22 protein-coding genes are annotated in these 19,542 nt (G+C 71.1%); 13 read left to right on the top strand and 9 right to left on the bottom strand.

Features of this window, described 5'->3' with window-relative positions; genetic code table 11:
* Positions 1–28: 28 nt before the first annotated feature.
* Positions 29–688 carry a response regulator gene (locus ACFVDM_RS01060; RefSeq protein ID WP_383631171.1) on the bottom strand — a complete coding sequence of 220 codons (660 nt, stop codon included), beginning with the start codon at positions 686–688 and terminating at the stop codon, positions 29–31.
* A 338-nt stretch (positions 689–1,026) separates the two neighbouring features.
* Here ACFVDM_RS01060 and pdhA point away from each other — a divergent pair, with 338 nt between their 5' ends.
* The 4 genes from pdhA (at position 1,027) to ACFVDM_RS01040 (ending at position 5,259) form a co-directional block, all read left to right on the top strand.
* A complete protein-coding gene (gene pdhA, locus ACFVDM_RS01055) occupies positions 1,027–2,175 on the top strand; it encodes a pyruvate dehydrogenase (acetyl-transferring) E1 component subunit alpha (protein WP_383631168.1) in 1,149 nt (382 codons plus the stop codon).
* Positions 2,176–2,177: 2 nt separating this feature from the next.
* The gene (locus tag ACFVDM_RS01050) at positions 2,178–3,158 is read left to right on the top strand and encodes an alpha-ketoacid dehydrogenase subunit beta (RefSeq protein WP_383631165.1); all 981 of its coding nucleotides are present in this window, start codon (positions 2,178–2,180) and stop codon (positions 3,156–3,158) included.
* 11 nt (positions 3,159–3,169) lie between these two features.
* Positions 3,170–4,585 carry a dihydrolipoamide acetyltransferase family protein gene (locus ACFVDM_RS01045; protein WP_383631162.1) on the top strand — a complete coding sequence of 472 codons (1,416 nt, stop codon included), beginning with the start codon at positions 3,170–3,172 and terminating at the stop codon, positions 4,583–4,585.
* 140 nt (positions 4,586–4,725) lie between these two features.
* Positions 4,726–5,259, top strand: coding sequence for a hypothetical protein (locus ACFVDM_RS01040; RefSeq protein ID WP_383631159.1), 534 nt, complete (start codon positions 4,726–4,728; stop codon positions 5,257–5,259).
* 17 nt (positions 5,260–5,276) lie between these two features.
* Here the strand turns inward: ACFVDM_RS01040 and ACFVDM_RS01035 are convergent, their stop codons facing one another.
* Positions 5,277–6,287, bottom strand: coding sequence for a peptidoglycan-binding protein (locus ACFVDM_RS01035; RefSeq protein WP_383631156.1), 1,011 nt, complete (start codon positions 6,285–6,287; stop codon positions 5,277–5,279).
* Positions 6,288–6,545: 258 nt separating this feature from the next.
* On the opposite strand from ACFVDM_RS01035, the gene ACFVDM_RS01030 reads away from it, so the two are divergent.
* Together ACFVDM_RS01030 and ACFVDM_RS01025 are read left to right on the top strand one after the other, a co-directional pair.
* The gene (locus tag ACFVDM_RS01030) at positions 6,546–7,346 is read left to right on the top strand and encodes a glycoside hydrolase family 25 protein (protein WP_383631154.1); all 801 of its coding nucleotides are present in this window, start codon (positions 6,546–6,548) and stop codon (positions 7,344–7,346) included.
* A gap of 79 nt (positions 7,347–7,425) precedes the next feature.
* Positions 7,426–7,995 (top strand): hypothetical protein, encoded by a 570-nt coding sequence (locus ACFVDM_RS01025; protein ID WP_383631151.1) that lies wholly within the window; start codon positions 7,426–7,428, stop codon positions 7,993–7,995.
* Positions 7,996–8,021: 26 nt separating this feature from the next.
* On the opposite strand, the gene ACFVDM_RS01020 is transcribed toward ACFVDM_RS01025, so the two are convergent.
* A complete protein-coding gene (locus tag ACFVDM_RS01020) occupies positions 8,022–8,492 on the bottom strand; it encodes an ATP-binding protein (RefSeq protein ID WP_383631148.1) in 471 nt (156 codons plus the stop codon).
* Positions 8,493–8,769: 277 nt separating this feature from the next.
* Between ACFVDM_RS01020 and ACFVDM_RS01015 the strand changes: the two genes are divergently transcribed.
* Both ACFVDM_RS01015 and ACFVDM_RS01010 read left to right on the top strand, forming a co-directional pair.
* Entirely contained in the window at positions 8,770–9,600 is an 831-nt protein-coding gene (locus ACFVDM_RS01015) for a DUF5753 domain-containing protein (protein ID WP_383631146.1), read from the top strand.
* The gene (locus tag ACFVDM_RS01010; protein WP_383631143.1) at positions 9,597–9,776 is read left to right on the top strand and encodes a DUF397 domain-containing protein; all 180 of its coding nucleotides are present in this window, start codon (positions 9,597–9,599) and stop codon (positions 9,774–9,776) included. Before ACFVDM_RS01015 ends, ACFVDM_RS01010 begins: the two co-directional genes overlap by 4 nt.
* A gap of 28 nt (positions 9,777–9,804) precedes the next feature.
* Here ACFVDM_RS01010 and ACFVDM_RS01005 read toward each other — a convergent pair whose 3' ends face one another.
* Positions 9,805–10,299, bottom strand: a complete 495-nt coding sequence (locus ACFVDM_RS01005; RefSeq protein WP_383631140.1) for a hypothetical protein — start codon at positions 10,297–10,299, stop codon at positions 9,805–9,807.
* A gap of 230 nt (positions 10,300–10,529) precedes the next feature.
* Here ACFVDM_RS01005 and ACFVDM_RS01000 point away from each other — a divergent pair, with 230 nt between their 5' ends.
* Both ACFVDM_RS01000 and ACFVDM_RS00995 read left to right on the top strand, forming a co-directional pair.
* Complete coding sequence (locus ACFVDM_RS01000) at positions 10,530–10,892, top strand: YciI family protein (protein WP_383631137.1); 363 nt, start codon at positions 10,530–10,532, stop codon at positions 10,890–10,892.
* Positions 10,893–10,939: 47 nt separating this feature from the next.
* Complete coding sequence (locus ACFVDM_RS00995; protein ID WP_383632115.1) at positions 10,940–12,205, top strand: RNA polymerase sigma factor; 1,266 nt, start codon at positions 10,940–10,942, stop codon at positions 12,203–12,205.
* Positions 12,206–12,320: 115 nt separating this feature from the next.
* Here ACFVDM_RS00995 and ACFVDM_RS00990 read toward each other — a convergent pair whose 3' ends face one another.
* The 3 genes from ACFVDM_RS00990 to ACFVDM_RS00980 all read right to left on the bottom strand — a co-directional run bounded on the left by ACFVDM_RS00990 (position 12,321) and on the right by ACFVDM_RS00980 (position 14,901).
* Complete coding sequence (locus ACFVDM_RS00990; protein WP_383631134.1) at positions 12,321–13,046, bottom strand: alpha/beta hydrolase; 726 nt, start codon at positions 13,044–13,046, stop codon at positions 12,321–12,323.
* 96 nt (positions 13,047–13,142) lie between these two features.
* Entirely contained in the window at positions 13,143–13,877 is a 735-nt protein-coding gene (locus ACFVDM_RS00985) for a hypothetical protein (protein ID WP_383631131.1), read from the bottom strand.
* Positions 13,878–14,001: 124 nt separating this feature from the next.
* Positions 14,002–14,901: a D-alanyl-D-alanine carboxypeptidase family protein gene (locus ACFVDM_RS00980; RefSeq protein WP_383631128.1), complete on the bottom strand. Its 900-nt coding sequence runs from the start codon at positions 14,899–14,901 to the stop codon at positions 14,002–14,004.
* A gap of 195 nt (positions 14,902–15,096) precedes the next feature.
* Between ACFVDM_RS00980 and ACFVDM_RS00975 the strand changes: the two genes are divergently transcribed.
* Positions 15,097–15,771, top strand: a complete 675-nt coding sequence (locus ACFVDM_RS00975; RefSeq protein WP_383631125.1) for a GntR family transcriptional regulator — start codon at positions 15,097–15,099, stop codon at positions 15,769–15,771.
* Positions 15,768–17,078 (top strand): nitrate/nitrite transporter, encoded by a 1,311-nt coding sequence (locus tag ACFVDM_RS00970; RefSeq protein WP_383631122.1) that lies wholly within the window; start codon positions 15,768–15,770, stop codon positions 17,076–17,078. Before ACFVDM_RS00975 ends, ACFVDM_RS00970 begins: the two co-directional genes overlap by 4 nt.
* A gap of 62 nt (positions 17,079–17,140) precedes the next feature.
* On the opposite strand, the gene ACFVDM_RS00965 is transcribed toward ACFVDM_RS00970, so the two are convergent.
* The gene (locus ACFVDM_RS00965) at positions 17,141–17,965 is read right to left on the bottom strand and encodes a maleylpyruvate isomerase family mycothiol-dependent enzyme (protein ID WP_383631119.1); all 825 of its coding nucleotides are present in this window, start codon (positions 17,963–17,965) and stop codon (positions 17,141–17,143) included.
* 170 nt (positions 17,966–18,135) lie between these two features.
* Between ACFVDM_RS00965 and ACFVDM_RS00960 the strand changes: the two genes are divergently transcribed.
* Positions 18,136–18,909 (top strand): carbon-nitrogen family hydrolase, encoded by a 774-nt coding sequence (locus ACFVDM_RS00960; RefSeq protein ID WP_383631116.1) that lies wholly within the window; start codon positions 18,136–18,138, stop codon positions 18,907–18,909.
* An 85-nt stretch (positions 18,910–18,994) separates the two neighbouring features.
* On the opposite strand, the gene ACFVDM_RS00955 is transcribed toward ACFVDM_RS00960, so the two are convergent.
* The gene (locus ACFVDM_RS00955) at positions 18,995–19,486 is read right to left on the bottom strand and encodes an LURP-one-related/scramblase family protein (RefSeq protein WP_383631113.1); all 492 of its coding nucleotides are present in this window, start codon (positions 19,484–19,486) and stop codon (positions 18,995–18,997) included.
* Between the last annotated feature and the right edge of the window lie 56 nt (positions 19,487–19,542).

Genomic DNA, 19,542 nt, shown 5'->3' with positions numbered 1-19,542 from the left:
GGGACCAAAGTCCCCTGTCGGACGGCCCTCAGCGCTTCTCGGCCTGGATCCGGGCCACGTACGCGGCGGCTTGCGAGCGGCGCTCCATGCCGAGCTTGGCGAGCAGGCTGGAGACGTAGTTCTTGATCGTCTTCTCGGCGAGATGCAGCCGTTCGCCGATGACCCGGTTGGTCAGTCCCTCCCCGATCAGGTCCAGGATGCGGCGCTCCTGTTCGGTGAGGCTCGCGATCCGGTCGTCCTCGCGGCCCTTCTTGCCGTCCCGCAGCCGCTCCAGCACCCGCGCGGTCGCCACCGGGTCCAGCAGCGACTTCCCGGCCGCCACGTCCCGTACCGCGCTCAGCAGCTCGTTGCCGCGGATCGCCTTGAGGACATAACCGGAGGCACCGGCCATGATCGCGTCGAACAGCGCCTCGTCGTCGGCGTACGAGGTCAGCATCAGACAGTGGATGGACTCGTCCTGGGAGCGGATCTCGCGGCAGACCTCGACCCCGCTGCCGTCGGGCAGCCGGACGTCGAGCACGGCCACGTCGGGACGGGTGGCGGGGATCCTGACCAGCGCGTCCGCCGCGGTCCCGGCCTCGCCGACGACCTCGATGTCGTCCTCGACCGACAACAGCTCATGAACGCCGCGTCGGACGACTTCATGGTCATCCAGGAGAAAAACAGTGATTTTTCCATCTTCGCGCACAAACGCAGTCTCACACACTCCCCCCTTCCCTGCCGCTGTCGGGCGGGATAACGTGCCGTTGTTCCGGCAGCCTGCGAGGCTGTGACCAGTGCTGTGACCAGCGAGAGTTCCCGATTTCCGCGATTTACTTGGATATCCAAGCAAAAACGCAGGTCAGGAAGGGTTTCGCAGTTATGCGAAGCACTGGGTAACGTGCCTTGAACAGGGCGCTCGCCGGGGCACCTGTCACGCCTGTTCCCGGCCGAGCGGCACCCACCCCGTGCACGGGTACGGACACAGGCGAGCCGCACTGGTCTCCCGGCAGACCCCGGGGACCGGACCGACGGAGGAGCACGCACGTGACCGTGGAGAGCACTGCCGCGCGCAAACCGCGACGCAGCAGCAAGCGGACCAGCGCCGCGAAGACGCCACAGAGTTCCGGACCCGAGCTCGTACAGCTGCTGACGCCCGAGGGCGAGCGCGTCGAGCACCCGGAGTACTCGATCGACCTGACCGCCGAGGAGCTGCGCGGGCTCTACCGGGACATGGTCCTCACCCGCCGCTTCGACGCCGAGGCCACCGCCCTCCAGCGCCAGGGCGAGCTGGGCCTGTGGGCCTCCCTGCTGGGCCAGGAGGCGGCCCAGATCGGCTCCGGCCGGGCCCTGCGCGACGACGACTACGTCTTCCCGACCTACCGCGAACACGGTGTGGCCTGGTGCCGGGGCGTCGACCCGACCAATCTGCTCGGGATGTTCCGCGGGGTGAACCACGGCGGCTGGGACCCCAGCACCAACAACTTCCACCTGTACACGATCGTCATCGGCTCGCAGACCCTGCACGCCACCGGCTACGCCATGGGCGTCGCCAAGGACGGCGCGGACTCGGCCGTGATCGCGTACTTCGGCGACGGCGCCTCCAGCCAGGGCGACGTCGCGGAGTCCTTCACCTTCTCCGCCGTCTACAACGCCCCCGTGGTGTTCTTCTGCCAGAACAACCAGTGGGCGATCTCCGAGCCGACCGAGAAGCAGACCAGGGTTCCGCTCTACCAGCGCGCCCAGGGCTACGGCTTCCCCGGCATCCGGGTCGACGGCAACGACGTCCTGGCCTGCCTGGCCGTGACGCGCTCCGCCCTGGAGCGGGCCCGCCGGGGCGAGGGCCCCACCCTCGTCGAGGCGTTCACCTACCGCATGGGCGCGCACACCACCTCCGACGACCCGACCAAGTACCGGGCCGACGAGGAGCGCGCCTCCTGGGAGGCCAAGGACCCGATCCTGCGGCTCCGCGCCTACCTGGAGAAGCAGGGCGCCGCCGACGAGGCGTTCTTCACCGCCCTCGACGAGGAGAGCGAGACCCTCGGCAAGCGGGTCCGCGAAGCGGTACGGGCCATGCCCGACCCGGACCGGATGGCGATCTTCGACCACGTCTACGCCGACGGGAACCCCCTCGTCGACGAGGAGCGCGCCCAGTTCGCCGCGTACCAGGCTTCGTTCGCCGAGGAGGGCAAGTAGCCATGGCCACGGAAAAGATGTCGATCGCGAAGGCGCTCAACGAGTCGCTGCGCAAGGCCCTCGACACCGACCCCAAGGTCCTGATCATGGGCGAGGACGTCGGCAAGCTGGGCGGGGTCTTCCGGATCACCGACGGTCTCCAGAAGGACTTCGGCGAGGACCGGGTGATCGACACCCCGCTCGCCGAGTCCGGCATCGTCGGCACGGCCATCGGTCTCGCGCTGCGCGGCTACCGGCCGATCGTGGAGATCCAGTTCGACGGCTTCGTCTTCCCCGCGTACGACCAGATCGTCACCCAGCTCGCGAAGATGCACGCCCGCGCGCTCGGCAAGGTCAAGATGCCGGTCGTCGTGCGCATCCCGTACGGCGGCGGCATCGGTGCCGTCGAGCACCACAGCGAGTCGCCCGAGGCGCTGTTCGCGCACGTCGCGGGCCTGAAGGTGGTTTCGCCGTCCAACGCGTCGGACGCCTACTGGATGATGCAGCAGGCCGTCCAGAGCGACGACCCGGTCATCTTCTTCGAGCCGAAGCGCCGCTACTGGGACAAGGGCGAGGTCGACACCGAGGCCATTCCGGGCCCGCTGCACCGCGCGACGGTCGCCCGCACCGGCACGGACCTCACGCTCGTCGCGTACGGCCCGATGGTGAAGGTCTGCCTGGAGGCCGCCGCGGCCGCCCAGGAGGAGGGCAAGTCGATCGAGGTCCTGGACCTGCGCTCGATGTCCCCGATCGACTTCGACGCCATCCAGGCCTCGGCCGAGAAGACCGGCCGGGTGGTCGTGGTGCACGAGGCGCCGGTGTTCTACGGCTCCGGCGCGGAGATCGCCGCGCGGATCACCGAACGGTGCTTCTACCACCTGGAGGCACCCGTGCTGCGGGTCGGCGGCTACCACGCCCCGTACCCGCCGGCGCGGCTGGAGGACGAGTACCTGCCGGGCCTCGACCGGGTGCTCGACGCCGTCGACCGCTCGCTGGCGTACTGAGGGACTGGGGCGTGACAACGATGACCGACACTTCCAACGCCGCTCGCTTCCGTGAGTTCAAGATGCCCGACGTGGGCGAGGGACTGACCGAGGCCGAGATCCTCAAGTGGTACGTCCAGCCCGGGGACACCGTCTCCGACGGCCAGGTCGTCTGCGAGGTCGAGACGGCGAAGGCGGCCGTGGAGCTGCCGATCCCGTTCGACGGGGTCGTCCACGAGCTGCGTTTCCCCGAGGGCACCACCGTCGACGTCGGCCAGGTGATCATCGCGGTGGACGTGGCGCCGGGCTCCGGCGACGCGGCCCCGGCCGCCGCGCCGGAGCCGGAGGCGGCCCCGGACGCGGAGGAGCCCAAGGGCCGCCAGCCCGTGCTGGTGGGCTACGGCGTCGCCGAGTCCTCCACCAAGCGGCGCGCCCGCAAGGGCACCGCTCCGGCCACGGGCGCGCCGGCGGCCGCCGCGGCCGCCGTCCAGGGCGAGCTGAACGGGCACGCCGGACGTGTCCCCGACGCCCGTCCGCTGGCCAAGCCGCCGGTCCGCAAGCTGGCCAAGGACCTGGGCATCGACCTGGCGACGGTCACCCCGACCGGTGAGGGCGGCATCATCACCCGCGAGGACGTGCACGCGGCGGCGACGCCCGCGCCCGCCCCGGTGGCGGCCCCGGCCGAGTCCGTCGTGGCGGCGCTCGCGGACGAGGCGGCTCCGGTCGCCGTGCCCGTCGAGGCGGGTGCGCGCGAGACGCGCATCCCCGTCAAGGGCGTCCGCAAGGCGATCGCGCAGGCGATGGTGGGCAGCGCGTTCACCGCGCCGCACGTCACCGAGTTCGTGACCGTCGACGTGACGCGCACGATGAAGCTCGTGGCGGAGCTGAAGGAGGACAGGGACATGGCGGGGGTGCGGGTCAACCCGCTCCTGATCATCGCCAAGGCCCTCCTCGTCGCGATCAAGCGGAACCCGGACGTCAACGCCGCCTGGGACGAGGCGAACCAGGAGATCGTGCGCAAGCACTACGTCAACCTGGGCATCGCCGCCGCCACCCCGCGCGGCCTGATCGTGCCGAACATCAAGGACGCGCACGAGCAGACGCTGCCGCAGCTGGCCGCGTCGCTGGCCGAGCTGGTCTCCACCGCCCGTGAGGGCCGGACGTCCCCCGCCGCGATGGCGGGCGGCACGGTGACCATCACCAACGTCGGCGTCTTCGGCGTCGACACCGGCACCCCGATCCTGAACCCGGGCGAGTCCGCGATCCTCGCGGTGGGCGCGATCAAGCTCCAGCCCTGGGTCCACAAGGGCAAGGTGAAGCCGCGTCAGGTGACCACGCTGGCGCTGTCGTTCGACCACCGCCTGGTCGACGGCGAGCTGGGCTCCAAGGTCCTGGCGGACGTCGCCGCGATCCTGGAGCAGCCGAAGCGGCTGATCACCTGGGCGTAGTGACGCGCCCGGCAGGCGTTTAGCAGGAAAGGGGCGGGTCCGTGCGGTTTTCGCGCGGGCCCGCCCCTTGTGCGTGCGCGGGCCCCTACGCTGCGAAGCGGCCGGGCAGTTCACCCCCGCGACCTGAGGAGAGAGGCCCTGTGACATCGAGTTGCGATCCCGCGTTCGCGTCCGTCGGCGATGTGAGCGCGGCCCTCCTGCTGATCGACTCCCGCCTCAAGGGCGTCTACGACGGAGGGTCGAGCTCCCCCGAGCAGCGGGAGCTGGCCGAGCAGTACCTGACGTCGCTGGGTCCCGAGGGCGCCGCCGAGGTCCTGGACGGGACGTGCACGCTCATCTACATGTTCATGACCTGGCTGCGGCGGACGCACGAGGCGCACGACAAGGACGTCATCGAGTACGTGATCCCCGGTCTGGTGGTCTCGCTGGGCCGGATGCCCCGGAGCGTGAGCCCCGAGGTCATCCCCACGATGGCGGGACTGGTCATCGCGGCCGGCACCGGCCTGAGCCCGAACCTCTGGCGCAAGCAGTACGGGGAGTGGACGAGCGCCGAGATGAATCCGCTGGAGGCCACGGCGTTCCTGCTGGCGGAGCAGATCAACCGGATCACCGACGACCGCGCGTTCGCGACGCGGATGATCGCGGAGGCGCTGGAGCGGGCGGACGGCCTCTGAGCGGCGGGTCCCCGGGACTACTTGTGCAGGCCGGCGCCCTGGGCGTGGATCAGCGCCCGCCAGGTGTCCTCGTCGGCGGTGCCCGTGGCGGGCAGGGCGTGGGAGGACTGGAACTCCTTCAGTGACCGCATGGTCGAGGGGGTGTACGTCCCGGTGTTGTCGGTCTGCACCCCGGCGCGGTGGAGGAGGTACTGCACGGCGGTGACGGCGTCCGCCTGGGTGGTGCGGGAGTCGACCCGGATGATCAGCAGCCGCCAGGTGTCGGGGCCCACCCTGCCGTCCGGGTTCAGCCCGTGGGCGGTCTGGAAGCGGGTGACGGCGGCGGCCGTGGCGGGGCCGTAGTCGGCGTCGACCTTCACGTCGTACGCGTGGGCCCGCAGCAGCAGTTGCACGGTGCGGGCGCCCCAGAGGACATGGCCCTTGCTGATGACCGGCCAGTCCGCCGCGCTCGTCGTCGCGGCGGTGCCGGTGGTGGCCTTCGCGTCGTCGCCGGGTGCCGGTACCGCCCACCACACGAGCCCCCCGACCACCAGCAGGAACAGAGCGGTGACCGCCAGGCCGGGGAGGACGGCGGGGAGCCGGGTCAGGGGGCGGCGGGGGCGCGGCACCTCGGCGGCGGGGGCCGGTGCGGCCGTGGTGGTGGCGTCGGGGCCGGAGTCGTCCAGGGCTTCCGGGGCTTTCGGGTCCTGGGCCTCCGGGGCCGGGGAGGGGGCGCCGGTCGTACGCCGGCGGCCGGGCGCGGCCTCGGCCGCCGCGTCGGCCAGGGCGCACGCCCGCGCGAGGTCGTCCTCGGGGGCGTGCAGCACCTCGTGCAGGCGCTCGACGATCCGGCGCGGGGCGTTGGACGTGTGGCGGGGGTTCAGATAGCGCGACAGCGTGGTCTGGTCGATCCCGAGCCGTTTGGCGAGGGACTGCTGCGTGGGTTTGTCGCGGCCTTCCCGGGCCGACGCCTCCCACCAGGACCTCAGGAGTGCGGCGAGGGCCCGTCCGGGCTGCGTCCCCTGGGCGGTCCCCGTGGTCTCCGTCATGCGTGTCTCCGAAGCGTCCGTGTGCATAGTCGCAGGTCAACGCCGTGCATCAGGAGCATGCCTAGGCGCATCGACGTGCGGGACGCAGATCGTAGTGAAAGCCGCGTTCCGTGCGGCACAGTTGAGGAGCGGACGGCCCGAGAGCCCCGCGACCCCCACCCCGATACCGCCCCTTCGCAGGGGTGCTCCGGCCTGCGCGTTTCGTGACCGGCGGGGAGCCGTGGGGCCCGTTCACCTCAGAAGCAAGGAGTTCCGCGTATGCATCCGACATCACCCGTACGAGTGCGTGCCGCGCTGGCCGGAGCGGTCGTGGGAGCGACGCTGCTGACGCTCGGCGCCCCCGCGCCGGGGGCCCAGGCCGCACCACCCACGTCGTACGCCGTGACCGGTGTGGACACCAGCCACCACAACCACGGGAACAAGAGCGACACCGCGATCGACTGGAAGCGGGTGGCGGGCTCCCACCGTTTCGCGTTCCTCAAGGCCACCCAGGGCGTCTCGGTCAAGGACGGCTGGTTCGCCCGTGATTACGCCGCCGCCTCCCGGACCTCGCTGCTGCGCGCCCCGTACCACTTCTTCGACCCCCGCAGCACGGGCGACGGCGCCGCCCAGGCCCGCCACTTCGTCACGACCGTCCGGGCCGCCGGCTACAAGGGCGGTGCGCCGGGTGAACTCCCGCCGGTCCTCGACGTGGAGAAGCTGCCCGTCAAGGGCGGCAAGGAGGTCTGCCCGAAGGCGCTGCGCGCGGACCAGATCCGGGCCTTCCTCAACGAGACGAAGAGGGCCTTCGGCGTCACCCCGATCGTCTACACCCGCGCGTCCTTCGTGCACGACTGCATGAACGGCAAGGGCCAGGTGTTCGCCGGACACCCCCTCTGGCTCGCCCGCTACGGCAGCGGCGCGAAGGAGCCGCAGCAGGTGCCCGGGGCGGGGCGCGCCTGGACGTTCTGGCAGTACACCGACCGCGCCCGCGTGGCGGGGATCGACGGCCCGGCCGACCGCAACGTCTTCCGGGGCAGCGCGGCGGAACTGAAGGCCCTGGGCACCCGCACCAGCTAGCCACCACGGCTCGGGCGCCGACGTTGCACGATCCCGCCCACCCACCCCATCAACGCCACACCGTCACCGAGGAGTTCCCATGACTACGTCCCTCCCCGCGCACCGCACCGCCGCCCGCCTGCTGGCCGGCCTCGTGGCCGCGACCGCCCTGACCACGTCGGTCGCGGTGGCGTCCGACCGCCCCGCCCTCAAGGCGGACACCCGGGCGTCCCTCGCCAAGCAGATCCTGGCCCAGAAGCAGATCAGCCTCGCCACGGTCCACCCGGGCGGCACGCACGCCGGCTCGACGGTCCGCCAGAACGTCATCGACACGGCCAACGGCAAGGGCGCGCTCACCAGCCCCTGGGGCGACAAGCCCAACCGCCGCGTGGCGCTCGACCCGCGCATGCTGAACGGCCTGCTCAAGCTCCGTACCCAGTACGGCTTCCGCATCTCCGTCTCCGAGATGGTCGGCGGCGACCACAGCACCCGCTCCCGCCACTACGCGGGCATCGCCTTCGACCTCAACTACATCAACGGCCGCCACGTCGGCAGCGGCGCCCCGCACAAGCAGCTCATGGCCGCCTGCAAGAAGCTCGGCGCGACGGAAGTCCTCGGCCCCGGCAACGCCGGTCACAGCCGCCACGTCCACTGCGCCTGGCCCCGCTGACCCCCGGGGCCCCCTTCGGCAGGCCGTCAGCCCACGGGCAGGCGGCCTGCCGCCGCGTCCGCCGCGTGCCCCAGCACCAGTTCGGCGAACACCGTCTTCCCCACGCACCGGGGCTCGACACCCCAGCGGTCCGCGATCGCGTCCACGACCACCAGCCCCCGCCCGAAGCAGTCCGTGTCCCCCGCCTCCCGCACCCCGGGCAGCCGGTCCGCCCGTGGATCCGCCACCTCGATCCGCAGCACGTCCCCCACGACCGCGACCCGCACCTGAAACAGCCGCTCCCGCACCGATCCGTGCAACAGCGCGTTGGTCGCCAACTCCCCGGTCAACAGCGCCGCCTCCCCGGCCCGCGCCCCGTACCCCCACTCCCGCACCAGCCGCGCCACCCGCCTCCGAGCCAACGTGACGCTCCGCGCCGTCGGCGTATACGCGAGCGTGTCCTCGTGAAGCGGGGGGACGGGGTCGGGCGCGGGGATCTTCTCCTGGGCTGCGGTCATGGTCGCGTGCCTCTCTGGGTTGGGCGGTGGCAGTGCTGGGCCCTGCGGGGCAGGGTGGTGCGCTTCCGCCAAGGCGATGCCTCTGGGTGTTGCGCTCTGCACCGAACGTAGCGATCCGGCGACTCCGCCACAATCTCTCGGAGATAATTATCCCCGCAGGAGTGATTGTGGCTGTCCGATCGTCCGATGCAGACTGGTGCGACACGTGGGAGGTTGAACGGTGCGGAAGTCTCAAGCAGCTCTGGGGAATCGGGTTTCCACCGTTCTCGCGCGACAGTTGGGCGGGCAGTTGCTTGCCCTCCGAGAGGCTGCCGGGCTCAATCAAGCGCAGGCCGCAGAGGCTCTCAGCGCCCAGGCGGCGAAGGTTGCCAAGATGGAGCGTGGCTGGGTTCCCTTCCGCGATCCCGACGTTGTTGCCCTGTGCGGTCTGTACGGAGTGGAAAGCCCTCAGGCCGTGCAGTCCCTGCTGCGGCTGGCCAAGCTCGACCGGGAGCGCCGCAAGGCGAAGGGGTGGTGGGTCGGGTCGCTGTCGGCGGGCAATCTTCGGGAGTACATCGCCATGGAGGACGTCGCCGTAAAGGTACGGACGTGGCAACTAGCGCTCGTTCCCGGCCTGTTCCAGACGCCCGAGTACATGAGGGCCTTGGCCGTGGCGGCTGTGTCGCCGGACGAGATCGACGAAGTCGAACGTATCGTTGACGTTCGTGTGCGTCGCCAACGGAGGTTGCGCGGCGCTGAACCCCTCCGCGTGCATGCCGTGGTGTGGGAAGCCGCTCTCCGCCAGATGATCGGCGGACCCCAGGTCATGCGTCAGCAACTTGAGCACCTGCGGGCGCTGGCAGACGAACCGACCATCGATGTCCAGGTGCTCCCCTTCAGGGCAGGGGTACATTCTTGCGGTGGTGGGTCCTTCAATATCCTCACGTTTGCCGAGGAGGGGGCGGTGGACGTCGTGCACATGGATGGGCTGCGTACCACCAACTGGGTGGAGGGCGTCGAGGAGAGCGCTTCGTATGCCGAGCTGTTCGCCCGCACCTGTGCCATGAGCCTGTCGCCGTACGACTCGATGCGATTCATCGAGAGCATCGCCAAGGGGATGAACGAATGACTGACTTCCGCTTCACCAAGTCCAGCTACAGCGAACCGAACGGCGAGTGCGTCGAGGTCGCCCGCAACGTTCTCGCCACCGTCGCCGTCCGCGACTCCAAGCGGACCGACGGTCCCGTCCTCGTCGTCGCCCCCGCTGCCTGGGACGCCTTCCAGGCCGAGATCCGCCAGGGCTGAGCCGCGAGCGGAGGCGCCCCGCCACGCCTCATTGCATGCCGAAAAAGCGCGTCCACCATGTGGGTCGCTCCGTATGCCGGCCCAGTTCGCACGGGCCCTGGTAGTCGGTCTCCAACAGCTCCTCGGGGACGCTGACATAGCCGAGAGCGGCCAGGGCCCGTTCCACGAGGGCAAGGTCCGAAGGGGCGAGCGCCCCCTCCGAGCGGGCGTCCTCCGTACCGAAGTAGGCGCCCGGATTGTCGGCGCAGACCTCGGCCAGGAAGCCGAACTTGCTGACGCAGACGACGATCCGTGTGCCGCAGACGGTCGCCTCGGCCGGGACGTGGACGCGTCCGTACGCGCTGGTGTCCTGTTCGTCCTGGTCGAACGGGCAGGGCGCTCCGAAGTCCTTCTCAAGGCGGCGCACCAGCCTCTCGAACGTGGCGGCGACACGGGCCCGGTCATAACCCTTCGGCCACTCCAGATGGTGGGGGTCGTCCAGTTCCCGCAGAAGATTCAGGAGTTCCGCCTCACTCATCACCATCCGCACATCATGACCTGCGCTGCTCGCGGAGTTCCCTCAGGACAGGGAGACGTACGGTGCCCGAGGTCCTCCGGGAGTGAGGGGCTTATCGTGATCATCCGCAGCCGCACGGGGGGGGCGCGAAGAAAGTTCGGAGAAAGTGTCGGCCCGATGTCGAGGCCCGGCCGTCCGCTCCGACTGAAGGGTGACAGCGCGCCGGAGGGGTGCGCCGGAGCGGGAGGACACCCGAGATGAAGTACATCGCGATGATCTACGGCAACCAGGAGAAGTGGGACTCCTTCCCGGCCGAGGCGTGGCCGGAGGCGATCGCCGCGCAGGAGGCGTTCAACGCGAAGTACCGCGAGAGCGGGGAGCTGTTGGGGGCCTACGGGTTGGCGGACGCGGTCAACGCCAGGCTGGTGCGGCGGAAGGACGGGGTGCCGGCCGTGACGGACGGGCCGTACCTGGAGACGAAGGAGTACATCGCCAGCTTCTACCTGCTGGACTGCGAGAGCCAGGAGCGGGCGGAGGAGATCGCGGCGGACATGCCGTTCGCGTCGGAGGACCCGGTCGAGCTGTGGCCCGTGCTGCACGAGTCCGCGGCGGACGTGTGAGTCAGGCTGGTTGCGCCGAGGACGTCCCTGCCGAGGACCGCCACCGCGTGGAGGGCGGCCCCGCCGAGGACCTTCGCACCGAGGACCTGCTGCGTGAGCTCGCGCCGCAGGTCCTCGGCGCGCTGGTGCGCCGGTACGGCGGCTTCGACGCGTGCGAGGACGCCGTGCAGGAGGCGCTGCTCGCGGCAGCGGTGCAGTGGCCGGTGGAGGGGACGCCGGAGAACCCCCGGGGCTGGCTGGTCACCGTCGCCTCGCGCAGGCTGGTGGACCAGGTCCGCAGCGAGCGGGCGCGGCGGCTCCGCGAGGACCGGTTGGCGCTGGCGACCCCGCAGGCGGAGCTGCTGAGCCGGGCCGCCGACGCGGACGCGGCCACGGACCGGGACGACTCGCTGGCGCTCCTCTTCCTCTGCTGCCACCCCGCCCTGTCCGCACCGAGCCGCATCGCGCTGACGCTGCGGGCGGTCGGGGGCCTGAGCACCGCGCAGATCGCGGCGGCGTTCCTCGTACCGGAGGCGACGATGGCCCAGCGCATCAGCCGGGCCAAGCAGACGATCAAGGCATCCGGGGAACCGCTGCGGATGCCCGGTGCCTCGGACCGTGCGGAGCGGCAGCGGGCCGTGCTGCACGTGCTGTACCTGATCTTCAACGAGGGGTACGTGACGACGGACGGGGACGATCTGACCGCACCGGCCCTGTCCGCCGAGGCGATCCGGCTGACCCGCTGGCTGCACCGGCTGCTGCCCGAGGACACCGAGACCGCCGGGCTGCTGGCGCTGATGCTCCTCACCGACGCCCGCCGCCCCGCCCGCACGGGCCCCGGCGGCGATCCGGTCCCGCTGGCCGAGCAGGACCGGAGCCGCTGGGACCAGGACCTGATCGCCGAGGGCGTCGCCCTGCTCACCGCGACGCTGCCGCGCGGCGAGGTCGGGCCGTACCAGGTGCAGGCGGCCGTCGCCGCCGTCCACGACGAGGCCGCGCACGTGGACGCCACGGACTGGCCGCAGATTTTGCTCCTGTACGGACTCCTGGAGGAGTTGGCGCCGAACCCCATGGTCACGCTCAACAAGGCGGTCGCCGTCGCCATGGTGCACGGGCCGGCGGCCGGGCTCGACCTGATCGCCGGACTGGAGGACGACAAGCGGATGGCCGGCCACCACCGCCTCTTCGCCACCCGCGCCCATCTCCTGGAACTGCTCGGCGACACCGCCTCCGCCGCCGCGCAGTACCGGGACGCCGCCCGCCGGGCCACCAGCGCCCCCGAACGACGCCACCTCACCGCCCGTGCCGCGAGGCCGGCCGCCGAAGTCCGGTGAGCGGGCCATCGGTTCGGGGGTGAGATCGCGTCCCTCCCACGGTGCGGCAGCCATCTTGTGGCAGGAGGCGTGCGCGTAGACGTCGCGCGGCCCCGCCGTCGCGGGAACGGCCGCGCTACGGCCGTTCCGCCTCCGAGGCCCCGCTGTTGCCGGAGAGTTCCAGGAGAAGCCGGGCCGTGCCCTCGGGGTCGACGGTCTGGTGCAGGTGCTCGCCGGGCAGAAGCGCCGTCCGCCAGCCCCGTTCGCGTGCGTCCTCGGCCGTGTCCTCGTACGGCGGCCCGAACAGCAGATAGGAGCAGGGGTGGTCGTCCCAGCCCTCGGGGACCGGTACGTGCTGCTCGTAGTAGGAGAGCGGCAGCCTGGGCTGCTCCTCGGTGATCCGCCGGCGCAGGGCCGGGTCCGGGCCCGGGAACATCGGGGCCACGTCCGCCTCGTCCCACCAGTCCGTCCAGCGCGGCAGCGTCCCGTCCACGGCCAGGGGGCGGAGGAAGTCCAGGAGTTCGGGCGGTGCCACGGGGGTCGGGCCGGTGCGGGCCGGCAGCGCGGCGTCGACGAAGACCGAGGACGCCACCGGGTGGTCCAATTCCGCACGGACGGCCGGGAGGAACAGCCCCGCGTTGCTGTGCGCGACCAGGACGACGGGGTGGTCCGCCGGAATCCCGGCCAGCCCGTCCCGGACGGCCGAGGCGGCCCGGGGCCAGAACGGTGGTCCGCCCGCGCCCACATCCAGCAGGGACGGCACGCGCACCCGGTGCCCCAGGTCCGTCAGCCGTTCGGCCACCGGCTGCCAGGTGGAGGGCCCCACGGAGGGGCTGTGGACAAGGACGAGAACGGGGCGCATGCGGGCATCGTGCCGCCGTGCCGTACCGCGTGCCACCGGATCGGCCGACGGCGAAATCCTCTCGGCCGCCTCGCGAACCCCTCGCCCGGCGGCCGTTCAGCCGGCTGCCGTCTCCGTCCACGGTCCCGGGAGCGCGGTCAGGCTCTCGTCCAGCGCCTCCCGCGTCAGGGCGCGGACGTACAGCCGTCCCGCCTCCACCGCGTCGTCCGTGCGGTCGTGGTGCACCAGGACGTCGGCGCCCGCGTACCAGCGGCCCGCCCTCTCCGTGCCGCCCACGGTCAGCAGCGGTGGTACGAGGGCGAGGGACCGCTCCAGGCGCGCGGTGTCGCCGGGCAGCCCTTCCCGGGTCCAGCCGCCCCAGTCGCCGCACAGGGTGTTCTCCGACAGCACCGTTTCCACGCACGCGGTGGAGAAGCGGTCCGCGTACGGTTCCCAGTTCTCGTACGCCTGCGAGGTCCCGTCGATCACCACGGGCGGGTCGGCCTCCCCGCACCGGTCGAGCGGCACGGCGATCTGGTACAGCCAGAAGCTCTCCACCTGCCAGGTCAGGGCCTCGTCGTCCGCCTCCAGCTCGTCCGGGGGCAGCAGTGTCCTCGCCCCGTGCAGGAGGTCGTGGCGGCGTCCGAACCGGCCGTACCACTCGCGCATCGCCTCCGGCAGCCGTAGTCCGAGCCGGCTTTCGGCGGCGGCGAGTTCGGACTCCGGGAAGCCGTCGTCCGGTCCGGCCGGTGCGCCGAGTCGTGCGGCGAAGCGTTCGACGAACCGCCAGGCCGCCGGGGGTCCGGCGAGGGCGGCGGGCAGTTCGTCGCGGAGGTCGAAGGCCGGGGGCATCCGCCCACCCTAGGGTCTGCCGGTGACGGGGCGGTCGGGCCTCCCCGCACACGACGGGAGGGGCCCCGCGGCGTGCGGGACCCCTCCTGTGACGTGCCGGCCGACCCGTGCCGGGCCGAGCGGGCTACTTCTTGAAGCCGTAGTCCATGAGCTTCTTCGCGTCCGAGGTGCGGGCCGCCTCCGAGGTGGAGGCCAGGACGGTGCCGATGACCGTCTTGCCGTTGCGGGTGGCCGCGAAGACCAGGCAGTACTTGGCCGTCGGGCCGGAACCGGTCTTCAGACCGATCGTGCCGCTGTAGGTGCCGAGCAGCTTGTTGGTGTTGGTCCACGCCATGTAGCGGTAGCCGCCGCTCTTCGTGGTGACCTTCTGCTTCGTCGACTTCGTCTTCACGATCGTGCGGAACGTGGAGTACTTCATCGCACTGCTGGCGAGCTTCGTCAGATCGCGCGGGGTCGAGTAGTTGGACCCGTTCCCTATGCCGTCGAACGAGTCGAAGTGCGTGTTCTTCATGCCGAGCGACTTGGCCGTGCTGTTCATCTTGCCGAGGAACGACTTCACCCGGGCCGCGCGCGTGGTGCCGGAGCCGAACTTGTCGGCCAGCGCGTACGCGGCGTCGCAGCCGGACGGCAGCATCAGGCCGTACAGCAGCTGGCGGACGGTGACCTTGTCGCCCACGATGAGGCGAGCCGAGGAGGCGCCCTTGGCGACGATGTAGTCGCTGTACGCCTTCTGGATCGTGACCTTGGAGTCCAGGTTCAGGCCCTTCTGGGCCAGGACCACCCGGGCGGTCATGATCTTCGTGGTGGAGCCGGTGGAGCGGCGGGTGTCCGCGGCCTTGGTGAAGAGGGTCTTCCCCGTGCCGTTGTTCATCACGAAGCCGCCCTTGGCGACGATCGAGGGAGTCGGCGGCGTGGCGGCCTGTGCCGTGGAGGCGAAGGCGCCGCTCGCGACGACGGCCCCCGCGGTGAGCGCCACCGTGGCGGTGGCGGAAACGCGCCTTATGCCCTTAATGCCGATTTTCAAGTTGAACGCTCCAAACGCCCCTGGAATGCGGCCACATGAGGGTGCCGCGCGCTGATGAGACTTTTGGGGGGCATGAATGGTTGCGGTGCATGAGGGGTGATTTCTCGTGACATCCGGGGGCGGTGCTTCCGGTCGCCGGCGTCCGCATCCTGGAACGGTTCCGTCTTGCGTCCATGTTGTATCTATGCTGTGTGCATGCCTGCCCCAGCCCCGTCCCCCGCCCTGCCGCCCGTGAAGCCGCCGCCCGCCGCCGAGCGGGTCTACACCCACATCAAGGACGCCGTCCTGGACCGCCGCTACGAGGGCGGGACGCTGCTGACCGAAGGCCATCTCGCCGAGGCCGTGGGGGTGTCCCGGACGCCCGTGCGCGAGGCGCTGCTGCGGCTGGAGGTCGAGGGGCTGATCAAGCTCTACCCGAAGAAGGGCGCCCTGGTGCTCGCCGTCTCCGCCCAGGAGATCGCGGACGTCGTGGAGACCCGGCTGCTGGTCGAGGAGTTCGCCGTACGCCGGGCGGTGCCCGCCCCCGCCACGCTGATCGTCCGGCTGGAACAGCTGCTGGAGGAGCAGCGGCAGCTGTCGGAGGCCGGTGACCTGGCCGCCGTGTCCGTGAAGGACCGCTGCTTCCACGCCGAGATCGTCCGCCACGCGGGCAACGAGATCCTCTCCCGCCTCTACGACCAGCTGCGTGACCGCCAGCTGCGGATGGGCGTCGCCGTCATGGAGGCCCACCCCGGCAGGATCGCCGCCAACATCGCCGAGCACGGCGAGCTGCTGGAGGCGATCAGGTCCGGTGACGAGGAGGGCGCCGCCCAGGTCGTCCGCCGCCACGTCGGCCGGGTCAAGGTGCTGGTCCGGGGTGAGGACCGGTGAGTTCCGCCGCCGCCCCCACCCTGTCCCTGCCCGGTGATCCGCCCGGCGGCCGGCGTGCCGCCTGGGTCTGGGGCATCGGCGTCGCCGTCTACTTCGTCGCGATCATCTTCCGCACCAGCCTCGGTGTCGCGGGACTCGACGCGGCCGACCGCTTCCACGTCAACGCCTCGGCGCTGTCCACCTTCTCCATCCTCCAACTGCTCGTCTACGCGGGCATGCAGATACCCGTCGGCCTCATGGTCGACCGGCTGGGCACCAAGAAGGTCCTGGCCCTGGGCGCCGTGCTGTTCACCCTCGGCCAGCTCGGCTTCGCGCTCTCCCCGTCGTACGGCACCGCGCTCGCCTCCCGCGCCCTGCTGGGCTGCGGCGACGCGATGACGTTCATCAGCGTGCTCCGGCTGGGGGCGCGCTGGTTCCCGGCCCGGCGCGGACCGCTGATCGGGCAGGTCGCGGCCCTGTTCGGCATGGCGGGCAACCTCGTCTCGACGCTCGTGATCGCCCGCTCCCTGCACGGCTTCGGCTGGACCCAGACCTTCGTCGGCAGCGCCCTGGCCGGTGTCGTGGTGCTGGTGCTCGTCCTGCTCTTCCTGAAGGACCACCCCGAGGGCTTCGAGCCGCCGCCCGTCGAGCACGCCGGTGTCGCGTACGTCCGCCGGCAGATCGCCGCCTCCTGGCGGGAGCCCGGCACGCGGCTCGGGATGTGGGTGCACTTCACGACGCAGTTCCCGGCCATGGTGTTCCTGCTGCTGTGGGGGCTGCCGTTCCTGGTGGAGGACCAGGGGCTGAGCCGGGGGACGGCGGGGGAGCTGCTGACGCTGGTGGTGCTCTCTAACATGGCGATCGGCCTGGTCTACGGCCAGATCATCGCCCGGCACCACGCGGCGCGGCTGCCGCTGGCCCTGGGGACGGTCGGGACGACCGCGCTCCTGTGGGCGGCGACGATCCTGCACCCCGGGGACCGCGCCCCGATGTGGCTGCTGATCACCCTGTGCGTCGTGCTGGGTGCCTGCGGGCCCGCCTCGATGATCGGCTTCGACTTCGCCCGCCCGGCCAACCCGCCGGAGCGCCAGGGCACGGCCTCGGGCATCGTCAACATGGGCGGTTTCATCGCCTCGATGACCACGCTCTTCGCCGTCGGCGTGCTGCTCGACGCGACCGGTGACGACTACCGCGTCGCGTTCTCCTCGGTCTTCGTCCTGGAGGCGCTCGGTGTCGCGCAGATCCTGCGGCTGCGGCTCAAGGCCGCGCACCGGGAGCGCGAGCACCATGTGATCAGCCGCGTGGAAGCCGTGCACGTACCGGCCTGACCGGTCCAGCGCGTCCGGCGGTGCCCACTCCCCGACGGGGGCGGGCACCGCCGGACGACGCGTTACGGGGTGACCGCGAAGTTCCGCAGGATGGCCTCGGCCAGCTCCTGGTCGCCCTCGGCCTTGACCCGGTCCGCGACCGCGCCCGGCCGCACCCGCCCGCAGGCCAGCCGTACGTACGTCTCCCAGTCCATCGCCAGCGTCACCGCGGGGCCCAGCGACGGTGCGCCGTCCACCGAACCGCGGCCCTCGGCGTCCACCCTGACGGTGCGCAGGAACTCCACCGGACCGTGCACATCCAGCACGACCGCCGAATTGGCCGGGGCGCCCGCGTCCTTGGCCACCACCTTCGGCAGCCCCAGGAGCAGGATGTCCCGGGCGACCGCAGCACCGGGAGAGTCCAGATTGCCGGGCCGGCCCAGCGCGGTCCGCAGATCCTGCTCGTGCACCCACACGTCGAAGGCCCGCATCCGCAGCGCCACTTCGAGCGTCTGCTCGGCCCCGAGCGGCGCCCGCGTCATGGTCTCCGGGGCACGCGTCTCGTTGCGCAGCTGACGGGAGCGCCGAATGATCGTGTACTCCAGCTCGGAGGTCATCTCCGGGCCGGTGTGGTGACGGCGGACGTCGACCTGCATCTCCATGTAGCGGGCGAAGTCGCTCTGCACGTGGTAGAGATCGCGCGGCAGGGTGTGGATCGGACGCGGATCACCGAGCTGTTCGCACTCCATGCCGATGATGTGCGACACGATGTCGCGCACCGACCAGTTGGGGCAGGGCGTGCGGCCGTTCCACTCCCCCTCGGTGAGCGGGCTCACCAGCTCGGCTATCGACTCGATGGAGTGGGTCCAGGCGTCGGCGTAGGTCTGGAGGCTGGGATGGACGGTCACGGGACCCCTCGTGGCGGTTCTGCGGTGCATGGGCTGGCGTGCTGGGTGCGGGCTGCGAGCTGCGATGAGGTTCGGTCGCTAAGTTACGCTGCGATCAGGCACCCCGGCAGTGCTTTCGTGTGACGATCGTAGGCCGGTGTTGACGGCTCGAATGTCAGGACGGTGGTAGTGTGCGCGCCTCCCTCATCCAGATCGCAGTAGACCCGGACGAATCCGTCAGTTCCCGCAGGGACCGCGCGGTTTCCCTCGTCCTCGCGCAGCGGGGCGCGGATCTGGTGGTCCTGCCCGAGCTGTGGCCGGTCGGCGCCTTCGCCTACACCGCCTTCGAGGCCGAGGCCGAGCCGCTGCTGGGCCCCACCCACACCCTGATGGCCGAGGCGGCCGCCGAGGCGGGTGTCTGGCTGCACGCCGGCTCCTTCGTCGAACGCGACCCGGACGGCACGCTCTACAACACCACGCTCGTCTTCACCCCCGAGGGCGCGCGGGCCGCCGCCTACCGCAAGATCCACCGCTTCGGCTTCGACAAGGGCGAGGCCGTCATGATGGGCGCCGGCGAGACGCTGGTGACCGTCTCCCTCCCGGACACCACGCTCGGCCTCGCCACCTGCTACGACCTCCGCTTCCCCGAACTCTTCCGCGGCCTCGTCGACGCCGGCGCCGAAACCCTCGTCGTCGCCGCCGGCTGGCCCGAGCGCCGCCGCGCCCACTGGACCCTGCTCGCCCAGGCCCGCGCCGTCGAGAACCAGGCGTACGTCCTCGCCGTCGGCTCCGCCGGCACCCACGCCGGAATCGAGCAGGCCGGCCACAGCATCGTGGTCGACCCCTGGGGCGAGATCCTGGCCGAGGCGGGTTCCGGTGAGGAGATCCTGACCGTGGAGTTCGACCCGTCGAAGGTCGGTTCCACGCGCGAACAGTTCCCGGCGCTCAAGGACCGGCGGCTGTAGCCGGCCACACCGTCCCGCTCCGCCCGGTCTGCCGAAGGGCCCCTGTTTCACGTGAAACAGGGGCCCTTCGGGCGGTACGGACCGCTCAGTCCTCGTGTTCCTTCTCCGCGAGGACGATGACGCAGACCGCCACCGCGATGAGGAGGGAGGCGTCGGCGTCGTCGCGGACGATGTCGATGCCGTAGGTGTCGCGGACGGTGAGCCAGCGGCGGGAGATCTGGGCAAGGAGTTCGCCATCGTAGTCGACGGCGAACTCGCGGTCGAGGATCTTGCCGCTGACATCGAGCTCGGTGCCGTCGACGAGGGTCACGCGGTAGTGGTTGCGGAGCAGGGAGAGGCGCTTGCGCTTGACCTTGGCCAGTTGTTCGCCGTCGCGCTCGATCAGCATGGTGTCGCGGAGGCTGAGCAGCTTCTGCCGGATCTCCGCGACGATGCGGCCCTGGGAGTCCTTCAGCTCGAAGGTGTCGCGCACCCGCATGGCCTTGCCGTCGACGAGGAAGACCTTGCGGCCGTTCTCGTCCTCGATCCAGTAGTCGTCACCGATGCCGAACAGTCGCTCACGCACAAGAAGTCTCATGGCTCACAGGTTCCCCGAGCCCCTGGGGGAATGCGGGAACGCCACGGTGCTGTTGA

This window comes from Streptomyces sp. NPDC057682, assembly GCF_042799575.1.
Taxonomy (GTDB): domain Bacteria; phylum Actinomycetota; class Actinomycetes; order Streptomycetales; family Streptomycetaceae; genus Streptomyces.
Note: the sequence above shows the minus strand (reverse complement) of the source record. Positions and strands in the feature narration are given on the sequence as shown.